Raw genomic sequence first — 16,203 nt, 5'->3', positions numbered from 1 at the left:
TGAAAATTCAGTCGGCCAGCGCACGGGTGACCACCTCGCGCACGTCGTTGGACAGGGTGGGGCGGGCGGCGACGCGGGCGATGGCTTCGCGTGCGGAGGTGCGCCAGGGTTCGGCCAGTTTCTTCCAGCGATCGAGCGCGCGCGCCAGGCGGGCTGCCACCTGCGGATTGATGGCGTCGAGTTCGACCACGCGGTCGCTCCAGAACACATAGCCGGCGGCATCTGCGCGGTGGAAGGCACCGGGGTTGGCGCTGCAGTAGCTGAAGATCACGCTGCGCGCGCGGTTCGGGTTTTTCAGGCTGAAGTCGGGGTGCTGCATGAGCTGGCGCACGGCGGGCAGCACGTTGCCACCACGGTCGGGCGCGCCGGCCTGCAGCGCAAACCACTTGTCGATGACCAGCGGCTCGTCCTTGAACATGACGTGAAAGCGGGACAGCGCAGGAGCGGCCAGCTCGCTGCCGCTGGCCACCAGGGCCGTGAGGGCGTTAAAGCGGTCGGTCATGTTGCCAGCCACCTTGAAGCGCTGGTAGGCCTTGCCGGGCCAGACCACATCACCGGTCTTCTGCGCGGCAATGCACAGCATGTGCAGCGCCAGGCCGCTGAGTGCGCGGCGACCGGAGGAGACGGGGTCGGGGCTGTAGCCACCCGTGTCCTGATTCTGCGCCCAGGCCCATTCCCAATCGGCCTGCAGCGCCACGGCCAGCTGTTCGCGCATGGCTTCGCGCACCGCGTGGATGCGCTGGGGGTCCACCACGTCCTGCTGCTCTGCGATGTAGGTTTCGGACGGCAGCGTGAGCACCAGTTCCTTGAAGGCCGCGTCCAGCTGGGGGCTGCGCAGCACAGCGCGCATGGCATCCACGAACTCGGTGGGCAGAATTTGATGATCAAATCGGCCGCTGGCGCTTGTCTGCAAAGCGCTATCAGCTATTGCATTGATAGCAATCCGAAGCGCCAGCCGTTGGCCGGCTTCCCAGCGGTTGAAGGCGTCTGCATCGTGGGCCAGCAGGGTCAGCAGCTGTGCGTCGGTGTAGGCTATGTCCAACACCACGGGGGCACTGAAGCCCCGCAGCAGCGACGGTACCGGCTCGGCATCCAGGTTCGTGAAAGTCAGCGTTTGCGATGCCTCGGTGAGCACGACCACCCGCGAGGTGGTGGGCGCTGCGCCTTCTGCCGCGCCATCGCCAGCAATGTGCAAGGGCAGGGCGGCGCCGGTGGCGGCATCGATCAGGCCCAGCTCCACCGGGATCACAAACGGCAGCTTCTCGCTCTGGCCGGGGGTGGACGCGCAGCTTTGCGACAGCGTGAGCGCATAGCAGCGTGTGGCGGTGTCGTAGCGGCCCGTGGCGCGCACGCGGGGTGTGCCAGCCTGGCTGTACCAGCGCTTGAACTGCGGCAGGTGCTGCGTGAGCGGGCTGCCCGGGTTGGCATCGGCGATGGCCTGCACGAAGTCATCGCAGGTCACGGCCTGGCCGTCGTGGCGTTCGAAATACAGCTGCATGCCCTTGGCAAAGCCTTCGCGGCCCACCAGGTTGTGCTGCATGCGCACGACTTCGGCACCCTTTTCGTAGATGGTGACGGTGTAGAAGTTGTTGATCTCGACGTAGCTGTCGGGGCGCACGGGGTGGGCCATGGGGCCCGCGTCCTCGGGGAACTGCGCGGTGCGCAGCACGCGCACGTCCTCGATGCGCTTGACGGCGCGGGCCGACGGGCTGCCCGCCAGGTCCATGCTGAACTCCTGGTCGCGGAAGACCGTGAGGCCTTCCTTCAGGCTCAGCTGGAACCAGTCGCGGCAGGTAACGCGGTTGCCCGTCCAGTTGTGGAAGTACTCGTGGCCGACCACGCTTTCGATGTTGGCGAAGTCGGTGTCGGTGGCGGTGGCTTCGCTGGCCAGAACGTACTTCGTGTTGAAGATGTTCAGGCCCTTGTTCTCCATCGCACCCATGTTGAAGTCGCTGGTGGCAACGATCATGAACCGCTCCAGGTCCAGCGGCAGGCCAAAGCGGGCTTCGTCCCAGGCTACGCTGTACATCAGCGAGTTCATCGCGTGTTCGGTCTTGCCCAGGTCGCCGGGGCGCACGTAGACCTGCAGCAGGTGGTCCGTGCCCGAGCGGCTCTTGATGAGCTGTTCGCGCGCCACCAGCTTGCCTGCCACCAGGGCGAAAAGGTAGCAGGGCTTTTTATGCGGGTCCACCCATTTGGCAAAGTGCCGGGCGCCGCCCGGGCCGTCTTCCAGGTCGCCACTGTCCACCAGGTTGCCGTTGCTGAGCAGTACCGGGTACTGCGCCTTGTCGGCGCGCAGCGTGACGGTGTAGCTGGCCATCACGTCCGGGCGGTCCAGGAAGTAGGTGATGCGCCGGAAGCCCTCGGCCTCGCATTGCGTGAAGAACGTGCCCTGGCTCACGTACAGGCCCATGAGCTGGGTGTTTTTGGCGGGGCAGCAGGTGGTGAAGATTTCGAGCGCAAAGGGCTCGGTGCCCTCCGGCAGGTTCTCCAGCACCAGGCGGGCGCCTTCCATCTTGAACGAGGTGCCCTGGCCGTTGACCAGCACACGCGCCAGATTCAAGTCATCACCATCAAGCTTGAGCGGCTGCGCGGCGACCTCGGGGTTGCGGCGCACGGTCATGCGGTTGAGCACGCGGGTCTTGTTCGGGTCCAGGTCGAAGGTGAGTTCGACGCTGTCGATCCAGAAGGCCGGCGCGGTGTAGTCCTCGCGGCGGACGGCGATGGTCTGGCCTGCTCCGTCGGCACTTCCGTCTGCGCTAAGCAGTTGCTGCAACATGGATGCTCTCCAGAAAGTCGGTGTTCATGAGTTCGGTGTAGTCGCGCACGGCCGCCAGCACATGCGGCCCGGCCAGTTGCTCGGGCGTGTGGGTGCTGCAGATCGCCACGGCGCGCATGCCAGCGCGGCGCGCGGCTTCGATGCCAAAGGGCGCATCTTCAAAGACGATGCAGTGCGCCGGGTCGGCCGCAATGCGGCGCGCGGCTTCCAGAAAGATCGCGGGCTGGGGCTTGCCGGGCAGTCCCTCGTCGCCGCGCACGATGGCCTGTGGCGCGGGCTCCAGGCCGAGGTGGCCCAGGGCGAATTCCACGTTGCCGATGTCGCCCGCGGTGCCCACGGCCACCTTGAGGCCACGGGCACGCACCTGCGCCGCGAACTGGCGAAACCCGGCCACTTCGGAGAAGCGTGGGGCGAATAGCTCGCGGTAGATGGTTTCTTTTTCGTGCGTGAGCGCGTCGGCCTCGTCCTGCGACACGGCACGGCCCAGCAGTTCCACGATGCACTCAGTGCCGTTCTTGCCCGTGGTGCGTGCCATGAGGTCGGGCACGTCGATGTCCATGCCCCGGCGGCGTGCAAACTCGACCCACGCCTGGGCGTGCCAGGGCATGGAGTGGATCATGGTGCCGTCCATGTCGAAGATGATGGCGTCGGTGCGCATCCGCATCGTTTAGACGCCTTGCTTCAACGACGCTTCGATAAAGGCGTCCAGGTCGCCGTCCAGCACCTTCTGCGTGGCCGAGATTTCGACGTTGGTGCGCAGGTCCTTGATGCGGCTGTTGTCCAGCACGTAGCTGCGGATCTGGTGGCCCCAGCCCACGTCGGTCTTGGTGTCCTCCAGCTTCTGCTGCTCTTCCATGCGCTTGCGCATTTCGAAGTCGTACAGGCGGCTGCGCAGGCGCTGCCATGCCACGTCGCGGTTGCTGTGCTGGCTGCGGCCGTCCTGGCACTGCACCACGATGCCGGTGGGGATGTGCGTGAGCCGTACGGCCGAGTCGGTCTTGTTGATGTGCTGGCCGCCCGCGCCGGATGCGCGGTAGGTGTCGGTGCGCACATCGGCGGGGTTGATGTTGATCTCGATGGAGTCGTCGATCTCGGGGTAGACGAACAGCGACGCAAACGAAGTATGTCGGCCGCCCGAACTGTCGAACGGGCTCTTGCGGACCAGGCGGTGCACACCGGTTTCGGTGCGCAGCAGGCCATAGGCGTATTCGCCCTCGATCTTGATCGTGGCGCTTTTGATGCCGGCCACGTCGCCGGGCGTTTCTTCTTCGACCGTGGCCTTGAAGCCCTTGCGTTCGGCGTACTTGAGGTATTGGCGCAGCAGCATGCTGGCCCAGTCGCAGGCCTCAGTGCCGCCGGCGCCAGCCTGGATGTCCACAAAGCAGTTGAGCGGGTCGGCCTCGTTGCTGAACATGCGGCGGAACTCTAGTTCCTCGATCAGGGGCTTGAGCTTGGCTGTTTCGGCCTCGATCGTCATGAGGCCCGGCTCGTCGCCTTCCTCCTTGCTCATCTCATACAGCTCGGCGTTGTCGGCCAGCTCGCGCGTGAGTTTGTCGAGCGTGACAACGACACTGGAGAGCGACTTCTGTTCCTTGCCCAGCTCCTGGGCCTTCTTGGGATCGTTCCAGACTGCGGGGTCTTCCAGCGATGCGTTTACCGTGCGCAGGCGCTCAAATTTGGCATCGAAGTCAAAGATACCTCCGTAACTCAGCGGTGCGCTGAGCCAGGTCTTCGAGGGTGGTGCCGATGAGGTTGATGCGTTCTGCGTCCATGATTCTTGTCCTGCGTGTTCTGTGGAATAACCCGCGATTTTCTCATGGGACTGGAAACCGCCCTGGTAAAGCCCTGCGAACCGTCATCCAGCCAATCGGGCCCCGCCGGTCGCAATCCGTTCAAAGGATTGAGATATCAAAAATGATAGCTACCAGCGCTTATGTGACAAGCGCTGGAGCGCATTTTTGTCTGAAATTAACTGTTTTCTGCTTCAACCTTCTTCCAAGAAAGCCTCGATCAGCCGTGCCACCTGCCCGGGTTGGTCGTGGTGCAGCATGTGCGCAGCGTCGTGCACCACGGCCGTGCGGCAGTTGCGCACATGGGTCAGGCGCTGGTGGTACTCCTCCAGCGTATAGCGGCCCTTCCACCACTGGCCCAGGCTGTCGTCGCTGGCCTCCACAGAGAGCACGGGCGCGGTGATGTTCTTGTACAGCTCCAGCGCCTCGTCCAGGCGGTAGAGTTGGGCGCTGGTGATCTTGTGAGCCGGGTCGCCCAGAATGTCCCACTGGCCCTGCGCATTGGGCCGCGCCCAGTGCCCCGCCAGCCATTGGGCTTTGTCCTCGGACAGGCGCGGGTTGGTTTTCATCAGCCTGCGGGCCACGCCTTCCTGGCTGTCATAGCTCTTGAGCGCCATGTCGCCGCCGTGCAGCTGCTTGATCTCGTCGATCCACTGCGCATAGCGCTTGGGCGCCTGGTCGGGCCGCGTGGCGGGCAAGCCGAAGCCCTCCAGGTTCACCAGGCGGCGGATGCGCTCGGGCCGCACGCCCGCATACATCATGGCCACGTTGCCGCCCATGCTGTGGCCCACCAGGTCGATGGCTTCGCCAGGGGCGTAGTGGTCCAGCAGCAGGTCCAGGTCGGCCAGGTAGTCGGCAAACACATAGTGGTCCACCGGTGCGCCGGTAGTCAGGCCAAAGCCGCGCCAGTCGGGGGCGATGATGCGGCGTTCATGCTGCAGCGCGTCCACCGTGAACTGGTACGAGGCACCCACATCCATCCAGCCGTGCAGCAGCACCAGCGTGGGCAGCGGGCTGGTGTCGGGGCCCCAGTGGCGGACGTGGTAGCTCAGGTGGCGCATGGGCAGCGTGCTGCTGCGCGAGGGTTTGAGAACTTGGTACATGTTCCGCAAATGGTAAGTCGATGGTGCGCCCACCCCGGTGCCCGGCTGTCACCAAGGAGTCCGGCGCCCGGCAGGTTTTGGTGATCGCTTGTACTATCGCCTGCCGCGGCCGCCGCAGGCCTTGTTTATCCCGATCATCTGGAGCTTTCACCGCATGAACACCGTCCGCTTGGGTCAGAGTGACCTGCTTGTCACCCCCATTTGCCTGGGCACCATGACCTTCGGCGAGCAGGTCAACGAAGCCGATTCCCACGCCATCCTGAGCCGGTCGCTCGAGCGCGGCGTGAACTTCATCGACACTGCAGAGATGTATGCCGTGCCTGCCAAGGCCGAAACCTTCGGCGCTACCGAAACCATCATCGGCAACTGGTTTGCCAAGAACCCTGGCGCGCGCCAGAAGCTGGTGGTGGCGACCAAAGTGGCTGGCCCATCGCGCGGCATGCCATGGGTGCGCGAGGGCAAGGGCATGACGGCGGCCGACATCGTGACATCGTGCGAAGGCAGCCTGCGCCGCCTGCAGACCGATGTGATCGACCTCTACCAGATCCACTGGCCCGAGCGCCATGTGCCCGCGTTCGGCAACCTGTACTACGACCCTGCCAAGGAAACCTCGCACACCCCCATCCGCGAGCAGCTCGAAGCGCTGGCCGGGCTGGTGAAGGCGGGCAAGGTGCGCTACATCGGCCTGTCGAACGAAACCCCCTATGGCGTGCACGAGTTCGTGCGCCTGGCCGAACAGCACGGCCTGCCGCGCGTGGCCACGGTGCAGAACCCGTATTGCCTGATCAACCGCACCTGGGAAAACGGCATGGACGAAACCTGCCACCGCCTGGATGTGTCGCTGCTGGCGTACTCGCCCTTGGGCTTTGGTCTGCTGACGGGCAAGTACGACGAAAGCGGCACCACTGGCCCCAACGCCCCTCAAGGCGCGCGCATTGCCATCTATGAGTCGGTGCGCAAGCAGCGCTGGGGGCGCCCCGAGGCACTGGCTGCCTCGCGCCGCTACAACGCGCTGGCCCGCGCAAATGGCCTCACGCCCACGAAGATGGCGCTGGCGTTCTGCTACACCAAATGGCAGGTGGCCAGCACCATCATCGGCGTGACGTCGGTGGCGCAGCTGGACGAAGACCTGAACGCCTGGGGCACCACGCTGTCGCCCGACGTGCTGAAGGAAATCGATGCGATCCGCTGGGAGCTGCGCGACCCAGCGCTGTGACCCGGGCAGGGCATGGCCCTGTGAATCCGCAAGACCAAAAAAGGGGCCGTGCAGGCCCCTTTGTTTTCTTGTGAGTCTGTGCGCGCTGCGGTCAGGCAGTTGCCTCCTGCCGAGTCGTGCGCCCTTCAATCCATGGCGTCCCTTGCGGCTCACCAAGGTCCCAGAACAGCCCCGCCATCACCGCCAGCCCTTCGCGCGCCACGGGCGCCAGCAAATGCTCGTTGGGCGCGTGCTGGGCGCAGGCGGGGTACGAGTGCGGCACCCACAGCGTGGGCAGGCCCAGCTGGTCGGCAAAGATGTCGTTGGGCAGCGAGCCTGCCAGGTTGGGCAGCAGCGTGGCGGGCTGGCCTGAGCTGGCCTGCAGTGAGGCCATCGTCCAGTCCACCCAGGGGTTGTGCAGATCGAGCCGCGTGGCGCCGCAGTGCATGCCCATGGTGATCTCGACCTGGCTGAAACCGTGTGCGTCCAGGTGCTCGCGCAGCGTGGCTTGCACGTTCTGCCAATCGGTGCCCACCACAAAACGCAGCTGGCAGTGCGCCACCGCCTGCGATGGGATGGCGTTGATGGGCCGCTGCGCGTTGCCCGCGCCCAGCGCCAGCACCTCCAGCGTATTCCAGCCTACCAGCTGTTCGGCGGGTGTCAGGCCTGGCTCGCCCCAGCCGGGCGTGAGCGCCGGGGCGTCGGCATCGGCGCCGATCACCACATCCTTGAGCGCCGTGCGCAGCTTGTCGGGCACAGCAGGCGGCAGCAGGCCTTTGACGAGGATGCGGCCCTTCGCGTCCACCAGTGTGGCCAGCGCGTGGGTGAGCACCGTGGCGGGGTTGGCCAACACGCCGCCCCAGTTGCCCGAGTGGTAGGCCTTGTCGCGGCTGCGCATGGTGAGTGCAAAGTTGATGGCTCCGCGTGAACCCAGGAAGAGGGTGGGGTGGCCCGCGTTCACACGGGGGCCGTCGCTGGCCACAAACAGATCAGCCCGCAGTGCATCGCGGAGCTGCTCGCAGAAGGCGCCCAGGCCGGGTGAGCCTGCCTCTTCGCCCATTTCCATGAGCAGCGTCACGTTGTAGCCCAGGCGGCCGCCCCGGGCCTCGATGGTGTGGGCGAGTGCGGCCAGGCTCACGGTGTGCTGGCCCTTGTTGTCCGCCGTGCCCCGGCCGTACCAGCGCTCGCCTTCGATGGTCAGTTCCCACGGAGAAAGGCCCTCGCGCCATTGCGCGTCCTGCCCGTTGACCACATCGCCGTGGCCGTAGGTGAGCACGGTGGGCAGGGCGGGGTCTTCCACGCGTCGGGCCACCAAAAAGGGGCCGCCTTGGGGTGAGGGGTTGTCGAGCACCTGGCACTCAAAACCCAGGGGCGTGAGCCAGGGCACCATTTCGTCGGTGAGGTAGGCGCGCAGTTCGGGCGGCACCTTGCCGGTGTCGCTTTCGGTGCGCCAGGCCACGCGGCGACGCAGGTCGGTGGCAAAGCGGCCATCGTCAAAGTAGCGCTGGACGTTGTCGATCAGTTGTTGGCGGGTCATGGTGCGGGTCCTGTTCTGGTGCTCTTCAATCCACCACGATCTTGGCGCGGTGGGCCAGTGCGCGGTAGCGGCCAATTTCGTTGTCCATGGCCGCGTGCATGACTTTGGGGCCTACAAACACGGGCTCCATGCCCTGGGCGCGGATCTGCTCCTGCAGGTGGGGGTCGCGCATCGCAGCTTCCACTTCCTTGATCAGCTTGTTCACGATGGGGGCGGGCGTGCGGGCGGGCGCGGCCATGGCATACCAGCCGTCAAAGGCGGCATCCGGCAGCTTTTGCTCTGTCACGGTAGGCACAGAGGGCAGGGCGCGCGCACGCTCGTTGCCCGCAATTGCCAGCGCCCGCAGCTTGCCAGATCGCACATGGGGTGCGGCGCTGGCCACGGTGTCGATGGCCATCTGGATCTCGCCGCCAATCAGGCCCATCATGGCCTGCGCGCTGCCCCGGTAGGGCACGTCCTGCAGGCGCACGTCAGCCGCCTGCTCCAGCAGGGCACCGACCAGGTGCGGGGCCGAGCCCGAGCCGAACGTGGCGTAGTTGATGGTTTTGGGCGCTGCCTTCGCCGCAGCAATCAGCGCGGCCAGGTCTTTGTAGGGCGCGTTGGCGTTGACCACGATCACCAGCGGCGCGCGCGCCACGATGGCCACAGGGGCCAGGTCCTTCAGCGGGTCATATGGCAGCTTGTGGCGCAGCGCGGCGTTCACGGTGTAGCTGGTGGAGCCCGACACCAGCAGGGTGTAGCCATCGGGCTCGGCCTTGACCACGGTCTCGGTGCCAATGATGGTGGAGGCACCGGGCTTGTTGTCGGTGACCACCGGCTGGCCCAGGCGCGCAGACAGCTTCTGGCCCAGTGCGCGGGCCACGGCATCGGTGCCGCCGCCGGGCGGAAAGGGCACCACCACACGAATGGAGCGCTGGGGCCAGGCATCCGATGGCGCGGTGGTCTGGGCAAATGACAGGCTACTGCCGCTGGCGAGGGCGACCAGGGCTGCGGAGAGCAACGAGGCTCGGACAAGGTGTTTCATGCGGACTCCGGTGGGAAGCGCCCTGGCACCAACGGGTGCGGCGGGGCATGGGTGAATTGGAGCCTCAAGCCATGCAAGATGGATGCTGGTTTACCATTGCTTGGAATAGAGATTTGGCAACTGACCATTGCCTTTTTGTGATTTAAACAACCATGGCCATTTCACTGCTCAGCCTGCCCTTGCGCTACTTTCTGGAGGTGGCGCGCACCGGCTCCGTCAACCAGGCGGCGCAGCGCCTGCATGTGGCCGCGTCGGCGGTGAGCCGCCAGCTGGGCAAGCTGGAAGACAGCCTGGGCGTGGTGCTGTTCGAGCGCCAGGCCCGGGGCATGGCTCTGACCGACGCGGGTACCCGGCTGCTGGCCCACGCGAGCGCGCATGACGCGCAGGCGCTGGAGCTGGTTGAGCAATTGCAGGATCTGTCCGCCCAAGGTACCCTGCGGGTGCGGCTTGCTTGCACCGAAGGGTTTGCTGCAGCCTTCATGCCGCTGGTCATGGCAGGGTTTCGGCAGGAGCATCCCCAAGTGCAGCTGCAGTTGCAGGTGGCCGTGCCGCAGGAAGTGTCGGCCCTGGTGCTGCGCGGCGAGGCGGATCTGGCGCTGAAGTACAGCACGGCACCCGAGAAGGGCCTGCAGGTACTGCACTCGGCCATCGCACCCATTTACGCCGTCATGCCCGCACAGCACCCGCTGGCGCGCCAGCGCAGCGTGACCGTGGCCGACGTGGTGCGCTACCCGCTGCTGCTGGGCGCGGCCAACACCACGGGGCGGCAGCTGTTTGACCTGAGCTGTGCGGTGCAGGGGCTGCGCTATGTACCCGCTGTGGAAAGCAATTTTTCATCGGCGCTGCTGCCGTTGCTCAGCGGGCAGGACGTGGTGCTGGCCAGCTACCTCACGGCGGCGCGCTGGGTGGAGGCGGGCCTGCTCGCTGCCCGGCCGTTTGACGAAGCCCAGTTGCAGCAGCGGCGCCTGCAAGTGCTGGCGGCCGAGGGGCGGGTGCCATCCGTCCTGGTGCAGCAGTTCACCAAAGCGCTGGTGGTCGCCATCGAGGAGTACGGCAAGCGCAAGGTAGGCCGACGCCGCAAGGCCGCCGCAGCGCCCGCCCCGGTGTTCTGACACATCGCCGCAGGTCCCAACACGCTCACATTTGGATACGGATACCATCGGTGCCCTGTCCGCACCACACCATGGCCAAGAAAGAACACGTTTCCGAGACCCAAGCCACCCAGCTGCTCAAGGCGAACAAGGTGGCTTTCACCGAACACCCGTATGAGTACCTGGAGCACGGGGGCGCGATGCACAGCGCCGAGGTGCTGGGTCTGGACCCGTTCACTGTGGTCAAGACCCTTGTCATGCAAGACCAGGACGCTAAGCCACTGCTGGTGCTGATGCACGGCAACCGCAAGGTCTCCACCAAGAACCTCGCGCGCCAGATCGGCGCCAAGTCGGTCGAGCCCTGTGCCCCCGAGGTGGCCAACCGGCACAGCGGCTACTTAGTGGGCGGCACCTCCCCGTTTGGAACGCGGCGCACCATGCCGGTCTACATCGAAGAAACCATCCTCGCGCTGCCCCGCATTGCCATCAACGGCGGACGCCGGGGCTTTCTGGTGCAGCTGGACCCGCAGGTGTGTGTGCAGCTGCTGGGTGCCAAACCCGTGCAATGTGCGCTGGCAGAATAGGCCGCCGCGCGATACAGCCCGTCAGAAGGCTGTCCATTTGATTTCCAAGGAGTTGCTTTGACCGCCGTTTATCCCGTTTTGGCCGCTGTGGCTGCCTACCTGCTGGGCTCGCTGTCGTTTGCCGTCATCGTGACGCGCGTGATGGGTCTCTCGGACCCCCGCACCTACGGCAGCAAGAATCCCGGCGCCACCAATGTGCTGCGTTCGGGCTCCAAGGCGGCCGCCATCATCACGCTGCTGCTGGATGCCGTGAAGGGCTGGCTGCCCGTGGCGCTGGTGATGTGGTTCGGCCAACCGTACGGACTGGAAGATGGCACCTTGGCGCTGGTCGGCTTGGCCGCGTTTTTGGGCCACCTTTGGCCGGTGTTTTTCCGCTTTGAAGGCGGCAAGGGTGTGGCGACGGCACTGGGCGTGCTGCTGGGCATCAGCGTGTGGCTGGGGCTGGCGACGGCGGCCACGTGGCTCATCATCGCGTTCTTCTTTAGGTACTCGTCGCTGGCATCGCTGGTGGCGGCGGCGTTTGCCCCGGTGTACTACCTGTTGGTGGACGGCGTTGTCTGGTATGCCGAGGGCACGATTGCCGCGTCGATTGTGGTGATGGCTGCGCTGCTAGCGTGGCGCCACAAGGAGAACATTCAGCGCCTTATCCAGGGCAAGGAATCTCGTCTGGGCAGCAAGAAGGCGACGCCGGCGTCTGCAGCGCCTGGCAAGTCCACCAAGTAGGCGAATCCGTTCAGGTAGCCCCGCCACGCTGGGCTGGGGGCATTGGGTAAGCGGGCTTTTCAGAGCGCGCCCGGGCCAGACACCAGCCCGCGCAGCCGCGCGCTGTGCTGCGCTGCGTACAAGCCCAGCCGCACCATCGTGCGGTGGTCCAGCTCCAGGCCCACGGCGGATCTTGCCAGGGCCGACTGGATGCGCGGCTTGCCGCTGGCCGTCTGGTACAGGCTGGGCTGCGCGCGGTGTGCGCCCGTGCTGTCCAGCACGCTGGCCACCAGCGGGTGGTTGGCCTTGTCGCTACGCCGCAGCACGATGGCGGTTTCGCCGTTGTCCAGCTTCACAAAGGTGCCCGGAGGGCACAGGCCCACCGAACGCACCAGCGTATAGCTCACCTCGTCGCGCTGATCGATCTCCTGCCCCACGATGGCGCGCACCGAATCCGTGGCGCTGCGCCCGGCGCGGGACTTGCGCGGGCTGATCATGGCTGCATACCGGTCGATGGTGCCGAGGATGCGGGTGAGGCGGTCTTCGGGTGCCTGCTGGGACAGGGGCACGCGGTCGGGCACGGTGGCGTGGTGTTGCCCCACCACGTCCAGCCAGAGGTCGTCGGCAATGAACAGGCGCTGCAGCAGCAGCATGCTGTCTTCTGGATGGCTGCGGATGGCCTCTTGCTGGGCTGCGTTGGGGCGCTCGCGCTGTTCGGCCAACTCGTCCTGCAGCCGCGTCATGCCGATGTTCATGGTGAGCGCTGCGCGCACCAGGCTGTCGCGTTCTCGCTGTGGCAGGTGCAGCTCCTGCGCCAGGATGTGGCACAGCGTGCCGCACACCAGCGCATGCGACGCGCTGTAGCCCACGGTAGAGGTCGACGCCAGCTGGAACATGAGGTACAGCGCAGAGTCGATGTCGTGCGCCACCAGGTCCTGCAGCCAGCCGTCGAACTGACGCACCTTGGCCGCAAAGTCTTGCACCTGCAGTGGCCGCGACAGCAGCACCGACAAGGCGGCCTCCAGATCGGACCATAGGCTGAGCAGGTCTTCGTACTCGCCTTCGGGGCGGTGGCTGTTGGGGGGCGTGTGTACGGCAGACATGGCGGTTTGGACGGAGGTTGGCTCAGTTGCGCTTTTCCAGCACCATCTGGTCGTTGATGCGCGTCATCTGGAACTGGGCCAGGAAATTGTTGCCCAGCAGCACATACGGCATGGGCTGCGGCGTGACGATGGCCTCCACGCCCAGCACCTCCACATCGCCCAGCCGCACCGAATCCAGCCGCATGCGCCACCCCTGGGCCACGCCGTTGGCAGTGTTCATGCGCACCGGTTCTCCGTTCTGGTAGTTCAAGCCCATGCGTTCAGCATCGTTGCGTCCGATGGCGATGGTGGACGCGCCCGTGTCCACCATGTACTGCATCACGCGGCCATTGATGGTCCCGCTGTTGACGAAGTGGCCGCGGCTGTCGGCCATGAGCACGATGCGCCGGCCGCTGCCGCCGCGTGCGCCTACGCTGACGGGCGCCTCACCCAGGCGCAGAACGCGCCGCGCTCCGTTGACCTGGATCGTGGCCTCGTCTTCGGTGACAGCCAGCACCTTGACGCCCTGGTAGTCCTCGCCCGCTGCCAAGGCTTTGGGTGGATTTTCATCCACCACCAGCAGGGCCTTGCTGCCCAGCACACCGGCCATGCCCACCGACTGCGCGTGCGCCCAGCAAGGCACGAGACAGAGTGCGGCGGCAAGGGGGATGAGGGACGCGGTTTTCATGGTCTCGCTACAACGCGTGGTGTCGCTCGCTGCGGTTCAGACAGGCGTGCCCAGGCCAACGGCCGCTGCGCAACGTCGTAAGGGGGCGTCGCACGCCCTAGTCCCTGAAGTTGTCAAACGACAGCGGCACATCCGTCACATCCTTGCGGATCAGCGCCATGGCGGCCTGCAGGTCGTCGCGCTTGGCGCCAGTCACACGCACCTTGTCCTCCTGGATGGCGGCTTGCACCTTCAGTTTGCTCTCCTTGAGCAGCTTCTGGATCTTCTTGGCCAGCTCGCTCTCGATGCCGTTGCGCACCTTGATCACCTGCTTGACCTTGTCGCCGCCCATTTTCTGAACGTCGCCCATGTCCAGAAAACGCACGTCCACATTGCGCTTGGTGAGCTTGTTGCGCAGCACGTCCTCAATCTGCGTGAGCTGGAAGTCGGCATCGCCGATGAGGGTGATGTCTTTGTCCTTGATTTCGATGCTGGCCGACGTGCCCTTGAAGTCGAAGCGGGTGCCGATTTCCTTGGCGGTGTTCTCGACGGCGTTTTTCACTTCAACCAGGTTGGCTTCGCAGACGGTGTCAAAAGATGGCATGGTGGGTCTCAGTCTCTCTCAGGGGAACAGGGCAGGCCGCCCAGGGGGCGGGTGCGACAATCGGACCAATGGTAGTCGAGAAAAACGTCCCTTTGCAGCCTTGCAATACCTTCGGCATTGCCGCGCGCGCGCAGACGCTGGTGCGCGTGCGCTCGGCGGCCGACGTGCACGCCGTACTGGCCGACCCGGACCTGGCCGCGGCACCCAAGTTTGTGCTGGGCGGCGGCAGCAACATCATCCTCACGGGCGACGTGAAGCCCGTGGTGCTCAAGATGGAGATCAAGGGCCTGCGGCTTGTGGAAGAAACGCCTAGAGCCTGGATCGTGGAAGCCGGCGCCGGTGAGGTGTGGCACGACTGCGTGGCGTGGACGCTGGCGCAGGGCTTTCCGGGGCTTGAGAATCTGGCGTTGATACCCGGCACTGTGGGTGCATCGCCCGTGCAGAACATCGGTGCCTATGGCGTTGAATTGCAGGACCGTTTCGAGTCGCTCGACGCCATCGACCTGGCCACCGGCCGATCCTTTTCGCTGGACGCCGCGCAGTGCGGCTTCGGCTATCGCGACTCGGTGTTCAAGCACGCACCGGCGGACGCATCCGGCGCGGATGGTTTGCCCCGCGGCATGGGCCTGGAGGGGCGCGCCGTCATCACCCATGTGCGCTTTCACCTGCCCAAGCCCTGGAAGCCGGTGCTGGGTTACCTGGACCTGGAGCGACGCATGACCGAAGAGGGCGTGCACGAGCCCACGGCCCAGCAGATCTTCGACTGGATCTGCGACATCCGCCGCGCCAAGCTGCCCGACCCGGCCGTGGTCGGCAATGCCGGCAGCTTCTTCAAGAACCCCACGGTCTCTCCCGACCAGTGCGCTGACATCATCGCCCGCGAACCGCGCATCGTGCACTACCCCATGCCGGACGGGTCGATCAAGCTGGCGGCGGGCTGGCTAATTGACGCCTGCGGCTGGAAGGGCAAGTCCATCGGCAAGGCCGGCGTGTACGAAAAGCAGGCCCTGGTGCTGGTCAACCGCGGGCAGGGCGCCGACAGCGTGACGGGCGGCGAGGTGATGACCCTGGCCAAGGCCATCCAGACCAGCGTGTACGAGCGTTTTGGCATCCGGCTGGAGCCGGAGCCCGTGGTGGTATGAGATGGATGCTTCGCTTTTGATAGCTGTCAGCGCTTGATGGTATTGCCCTAGCGCCGTATTTGACTGAATTTTTCTGCGGGTTTGGCGCCGGCCCTGCCTCCGCGACAGCGGAAGTCGGTACACTTCGCCCCCGGCAATTTCGCCACCATGGGTTCCCTCGCCCCCATTCACCAAAAAGGACCACCATGCCTTTGCAACAGGCCGCGCCCTCGCGCGTGCCGCTTTTCCTCTTCGTTCTGGTGGCGTTCCACATCGCCATCGTCATTGCCAGCAACTATCTGGTCCAGCTGCCCATCACGCTGCTGGGTTTTCACAGCACCTGGGGGGCGTTCAGCTTTCCGTTCATCTTTCTCGCCACCGATCTCACCGTGCGGCTGATCGGCAAGGAGCATGCTCGCCGTGTCATCACCCGTGCCATGGTGCCGGCGCTGCTGGCGTCGTACGGTGTGGGCGTGCTGTTCCGCGACGGCCAGTTCAATGGCTGGGGCGCGCTGGCAGAGTTCAACACCTTTGTGTTCCGCATCGCATTTGCCAGCTTTGCGGCGTATGTGCTGGGGCAGCTGCTTGACATCCAGGTGTTTGACCGCATCCGCCAGCGCAGCCGGGCCTGGTGGCTGGCACCGGCCGCAGCCTCGGTGGTGGGGCAGGCTCTGGATACGGCCGCGTTCTTTGCCATCGCGTTCTGGCGCAGCCCCGATGCGTTCATGGCCGCGCATTGGGTGGAAATCGCCTGGGTGGACTACGTCATCAAGCTTGCCGTGAGCTTGCTGCTCTTCGTGCCTGCGTATGGCGTCGCCTTGGCAGCCATTGTGCGTACCCTGGCCCGGCGCGACGCCGCGCCTGCGGCGGCCTGAGCGCTCGCCATACCCGGGGGGCGAGCCCAAAAAGAAAACCGCCCGGCTG

Annotated in this window: 15 protein-coding genes; 6 read left to right on the top strand and 9 right to left on the bottom strand. The window is 65.5% G+C overall.

Annotation, left to right across the window (positions count from 1 at the left end; genetic code table 11):
- Nucleotides 1-7: 7 nt before the first annotated feature.
- The 4 genes from pepN to ACK4HJ_RS08750 form a co-directional block, all read right to left on the bottom strand.
- Nucleotides 8-2,779 (bottom strand): aminopeptidase N, encoded by a 2,772-nt coding sequence (pepN, locus tag ACK4HJ_RS08765; protein ID WP_409830016.1) that lies wholly within the window; start codon nt 2,777-2,779, stop codon nt 8-10.
- Complete coding sequence (locus ACK4HJ_RS08760) at nt 2,760-3,437, bottom strand: HAD family hydrolase (protein WP_409830106.1); 678 nt, start codon at nt 3,435-3,437, stop codon at nt 2,760-2,762. The genes pepN and ACK4HJ_RS08760 overlap by 20 nt, the downstream gene beginning before the upstream one ends.
- Before the next feature lie 9 nt (nt 3,438-3,446).
- Nucleotides 3,447-4,551, bottom strand: a protein-coding gene (gene prfB, locus ACK4HJ_RS08755) for a peptide chain release factor 2 (protein ID WP_409830012.1) whose coding sequence is annotated in 2 segments (ribosomal slippage) — nt 3,447-4,469 and nt 4,471-4,551 — 1,104 coding nt in all. Because the reading frame shifts where the segments join, the coding sequence is not laid out codon by codon here.
- Between the two features lie 212 nt (nt 4,552-4,763).
- Nucleotides 4,764-5,672, bottom strand: coding sequence for an alpha/beta fold hydrolase (locus ACK4HJ_RS08750; protein WP_409830009.1), 909 nt, complete (start codon nt 5,670-5,672; stop codon nt 4,764-4,766).
- A gap of 154 nt (nt 5,673-5,826) precedes the next feature.
- On the opposite strand from ACK4HJ_RS08750, the gene ACK4HJ_RS08745 reads away from it, so the two are divergent.
- A complete protein-coding gene (locus ACK4HJ_RS08745; protein WP_409830006.1) occupies nt 5,827-6,888 on the top strand; it encodes an aldo/keto reductase in 1,062 nt (353 codons plus the stop codon).
- Nucleotides 6,889-6,979: 91 nt separating this feature from the next.
- On the opposite strand, the gene ACK4HJ_RS08740 is transcribed toward ACK4HJ_RS08745, so the two are convergent.
- Nucleotides 6,980-8,404, bottom strand: coding sequence for a M20 family metallopeptidase (locus ACK4HJ_RS08740; RefSeq protein WP_409830003.1), 1,425 nt, complete (start codon nt 8,402-8,404; stop codon nt 6,980-6,982).
- 25 nt (nt 8,405-8,429) lie between these two features.
- Nucleotides 8,430-9,428 (bottom strand): Bug family tripartite tricarboxylate transporter substrate binding protein, encoded by a 999-nt coding sequence (locus ACK4HJ_RS08735; RefSeq protein WP_409830001.1) that lies wholly within the window; start codon nt 9,426-9,428, stop codon nt 8,430-8,432.
- A 152-nt stretch (nt 9,429-9,580) separates the two neighbouring features.
- On the opposite strand from ACK4HJ_RS08735, the gene ACK4HJ_RS08730 reads away from it, so the two are divergent.
- The 3 genes from ACK4HJ_RS08730 to plsY all read left to right on the top strand — a co-directional run bounded on the left by ACK4HJ_RS08730 (nt 9,581) and on the right by plsY (nt 11,826).
- The gene (locus ACK4HJ_RS08730; RefSeq protein WP_409829999.1) at nt 9,581-10,540 is read left to right on the top strand and encodes a LysR family transcriptional regulator; all 960 of its coding nucleotides are present in this window, start codon (nt 9,581-9,583) and stop codon (nt 10,538-10,540) included.
- 71 nt (nt 10,541-10,611) lie between these two features.
- The gene (locus tag ACK4HJ_RS08725; protein WP_056063754.1) at nt 10,612-11,103 is read left to right on the top strand and encodes an aminoacyl-tRNA deacylase; all 492 of its coding nucleotides are present in this window, start codon (nt 10,612-10,614) and stop codon (nt 11,101-11,103) included.
- A 57-nt stretch (nt 11,104-11,160) separates the two neighbouring features.
- Nucleotides 11,161-11,826, top strand: a complete 666-nt coding sequence (gene plsY / locus ACK4HJ_RS08720) for a glycerol-3-phosphate 1-O-acyltransferase PlsY (protein WP_409829997.1) — start codon at nt 11,161-11,163, stop codon at nt 11,824-11,826.
- A gap of 59 nt (nt 11,827-11,885) precedes the next feature.
- Here the strand turns inward: plsY and ACK4HJ_RS08715 are convergent, their stop codons facing one another.
- The 3 genes from ACK4HJ_RS08715 to ACK4HJ_RS08705 form a co-directional block, all read right to left on the bottom strand.
- A complete protein-coding gene (locus ACK4HJ_RS08715; protein ID WP_409829994.1) occupies nt 11,886-12,908 on the bottom strand; it encodes an HD-GYP domain-containing protein in 1,023 nt (340 codons plus the stop codon).
- Nucleotides 12,909-12,930: 22 nt separating this feature from the next.
- Nucleotides 12,931-13,575 carry a TIGR02281 family clan AA aspartic protease gene (locus tag ACK4HJ_RS08710; protein ID WP_409829993.1) on the bottom strand — a complete coding sequence of 215 codons (645 nt, stop codon included), beginning with the start codon at nt 13,573-13,575 and terminating at the stop codon, nt 12,931-12,933.
- A gap of 97 nt (nt 13,576-13,672) precedes the next feature.
- Nucleotides 13,673-14,158: a YajQ family cyclic di-GMP-binding protein gene (locus tag ACK4HJ_RS08705; RefSeq protein WP_409829991.1), complete on the bottom strand. Its 486-nt coding sequence runs from the start codon at nt 14,156-14,158 to the stop codon at nt 13,673-13,675.
- A 68-nt stretch (nt 14,159-14,226) separates the two neighbouring features.
- On the opposite strand from ACK4HJ_RS08705, the gene murB reads away from it, so the two are divergent.
- Nucleotides 14,227-15,300 carry a UDP-N-acetylmuramate dehydrogenase gene (murB, locus tag ACK4HJ_RS08700; protein ID WP_409829988.1) on the top strand — a complete coding sequence of 358 codons (1,074 nt, stop codon included), beginning with the start codon at nt 14,227-14,229 and terminating at the stop codon, nt 15,298-15,300.
- A 185-nt stretch (nt 15,301-15,485) separates the two neighbouring features.
- Nucleotides 15,486-16,154: a 7-cyano-7-deazaguanine/7-aminomethyl-7-deazaguanine transporter gene (locus ACK4HJ_RS08695; RefSeq protein ID WP_409829986.1), complete on the top strand. Its 669-nt coding sequence runs from the start codon at nt 15,486-15,488 to the stop codon at nt 16,152-16,154.
- Nucleotides 16,155-16,203: the final 49 nt, after the last annotated feature.

It is taken from the genome of Acidovorax sp., assembly GCF_046294525.1.
Lineage (GTDB): Bacteria > Pseudomonadota > Gammaproteobacteria > Burkholderiales > Burkholderiaceae_C > Acidovorax.
This window is presented reverse-complemented; position numbering and strand designations above follow the sequence as displayed.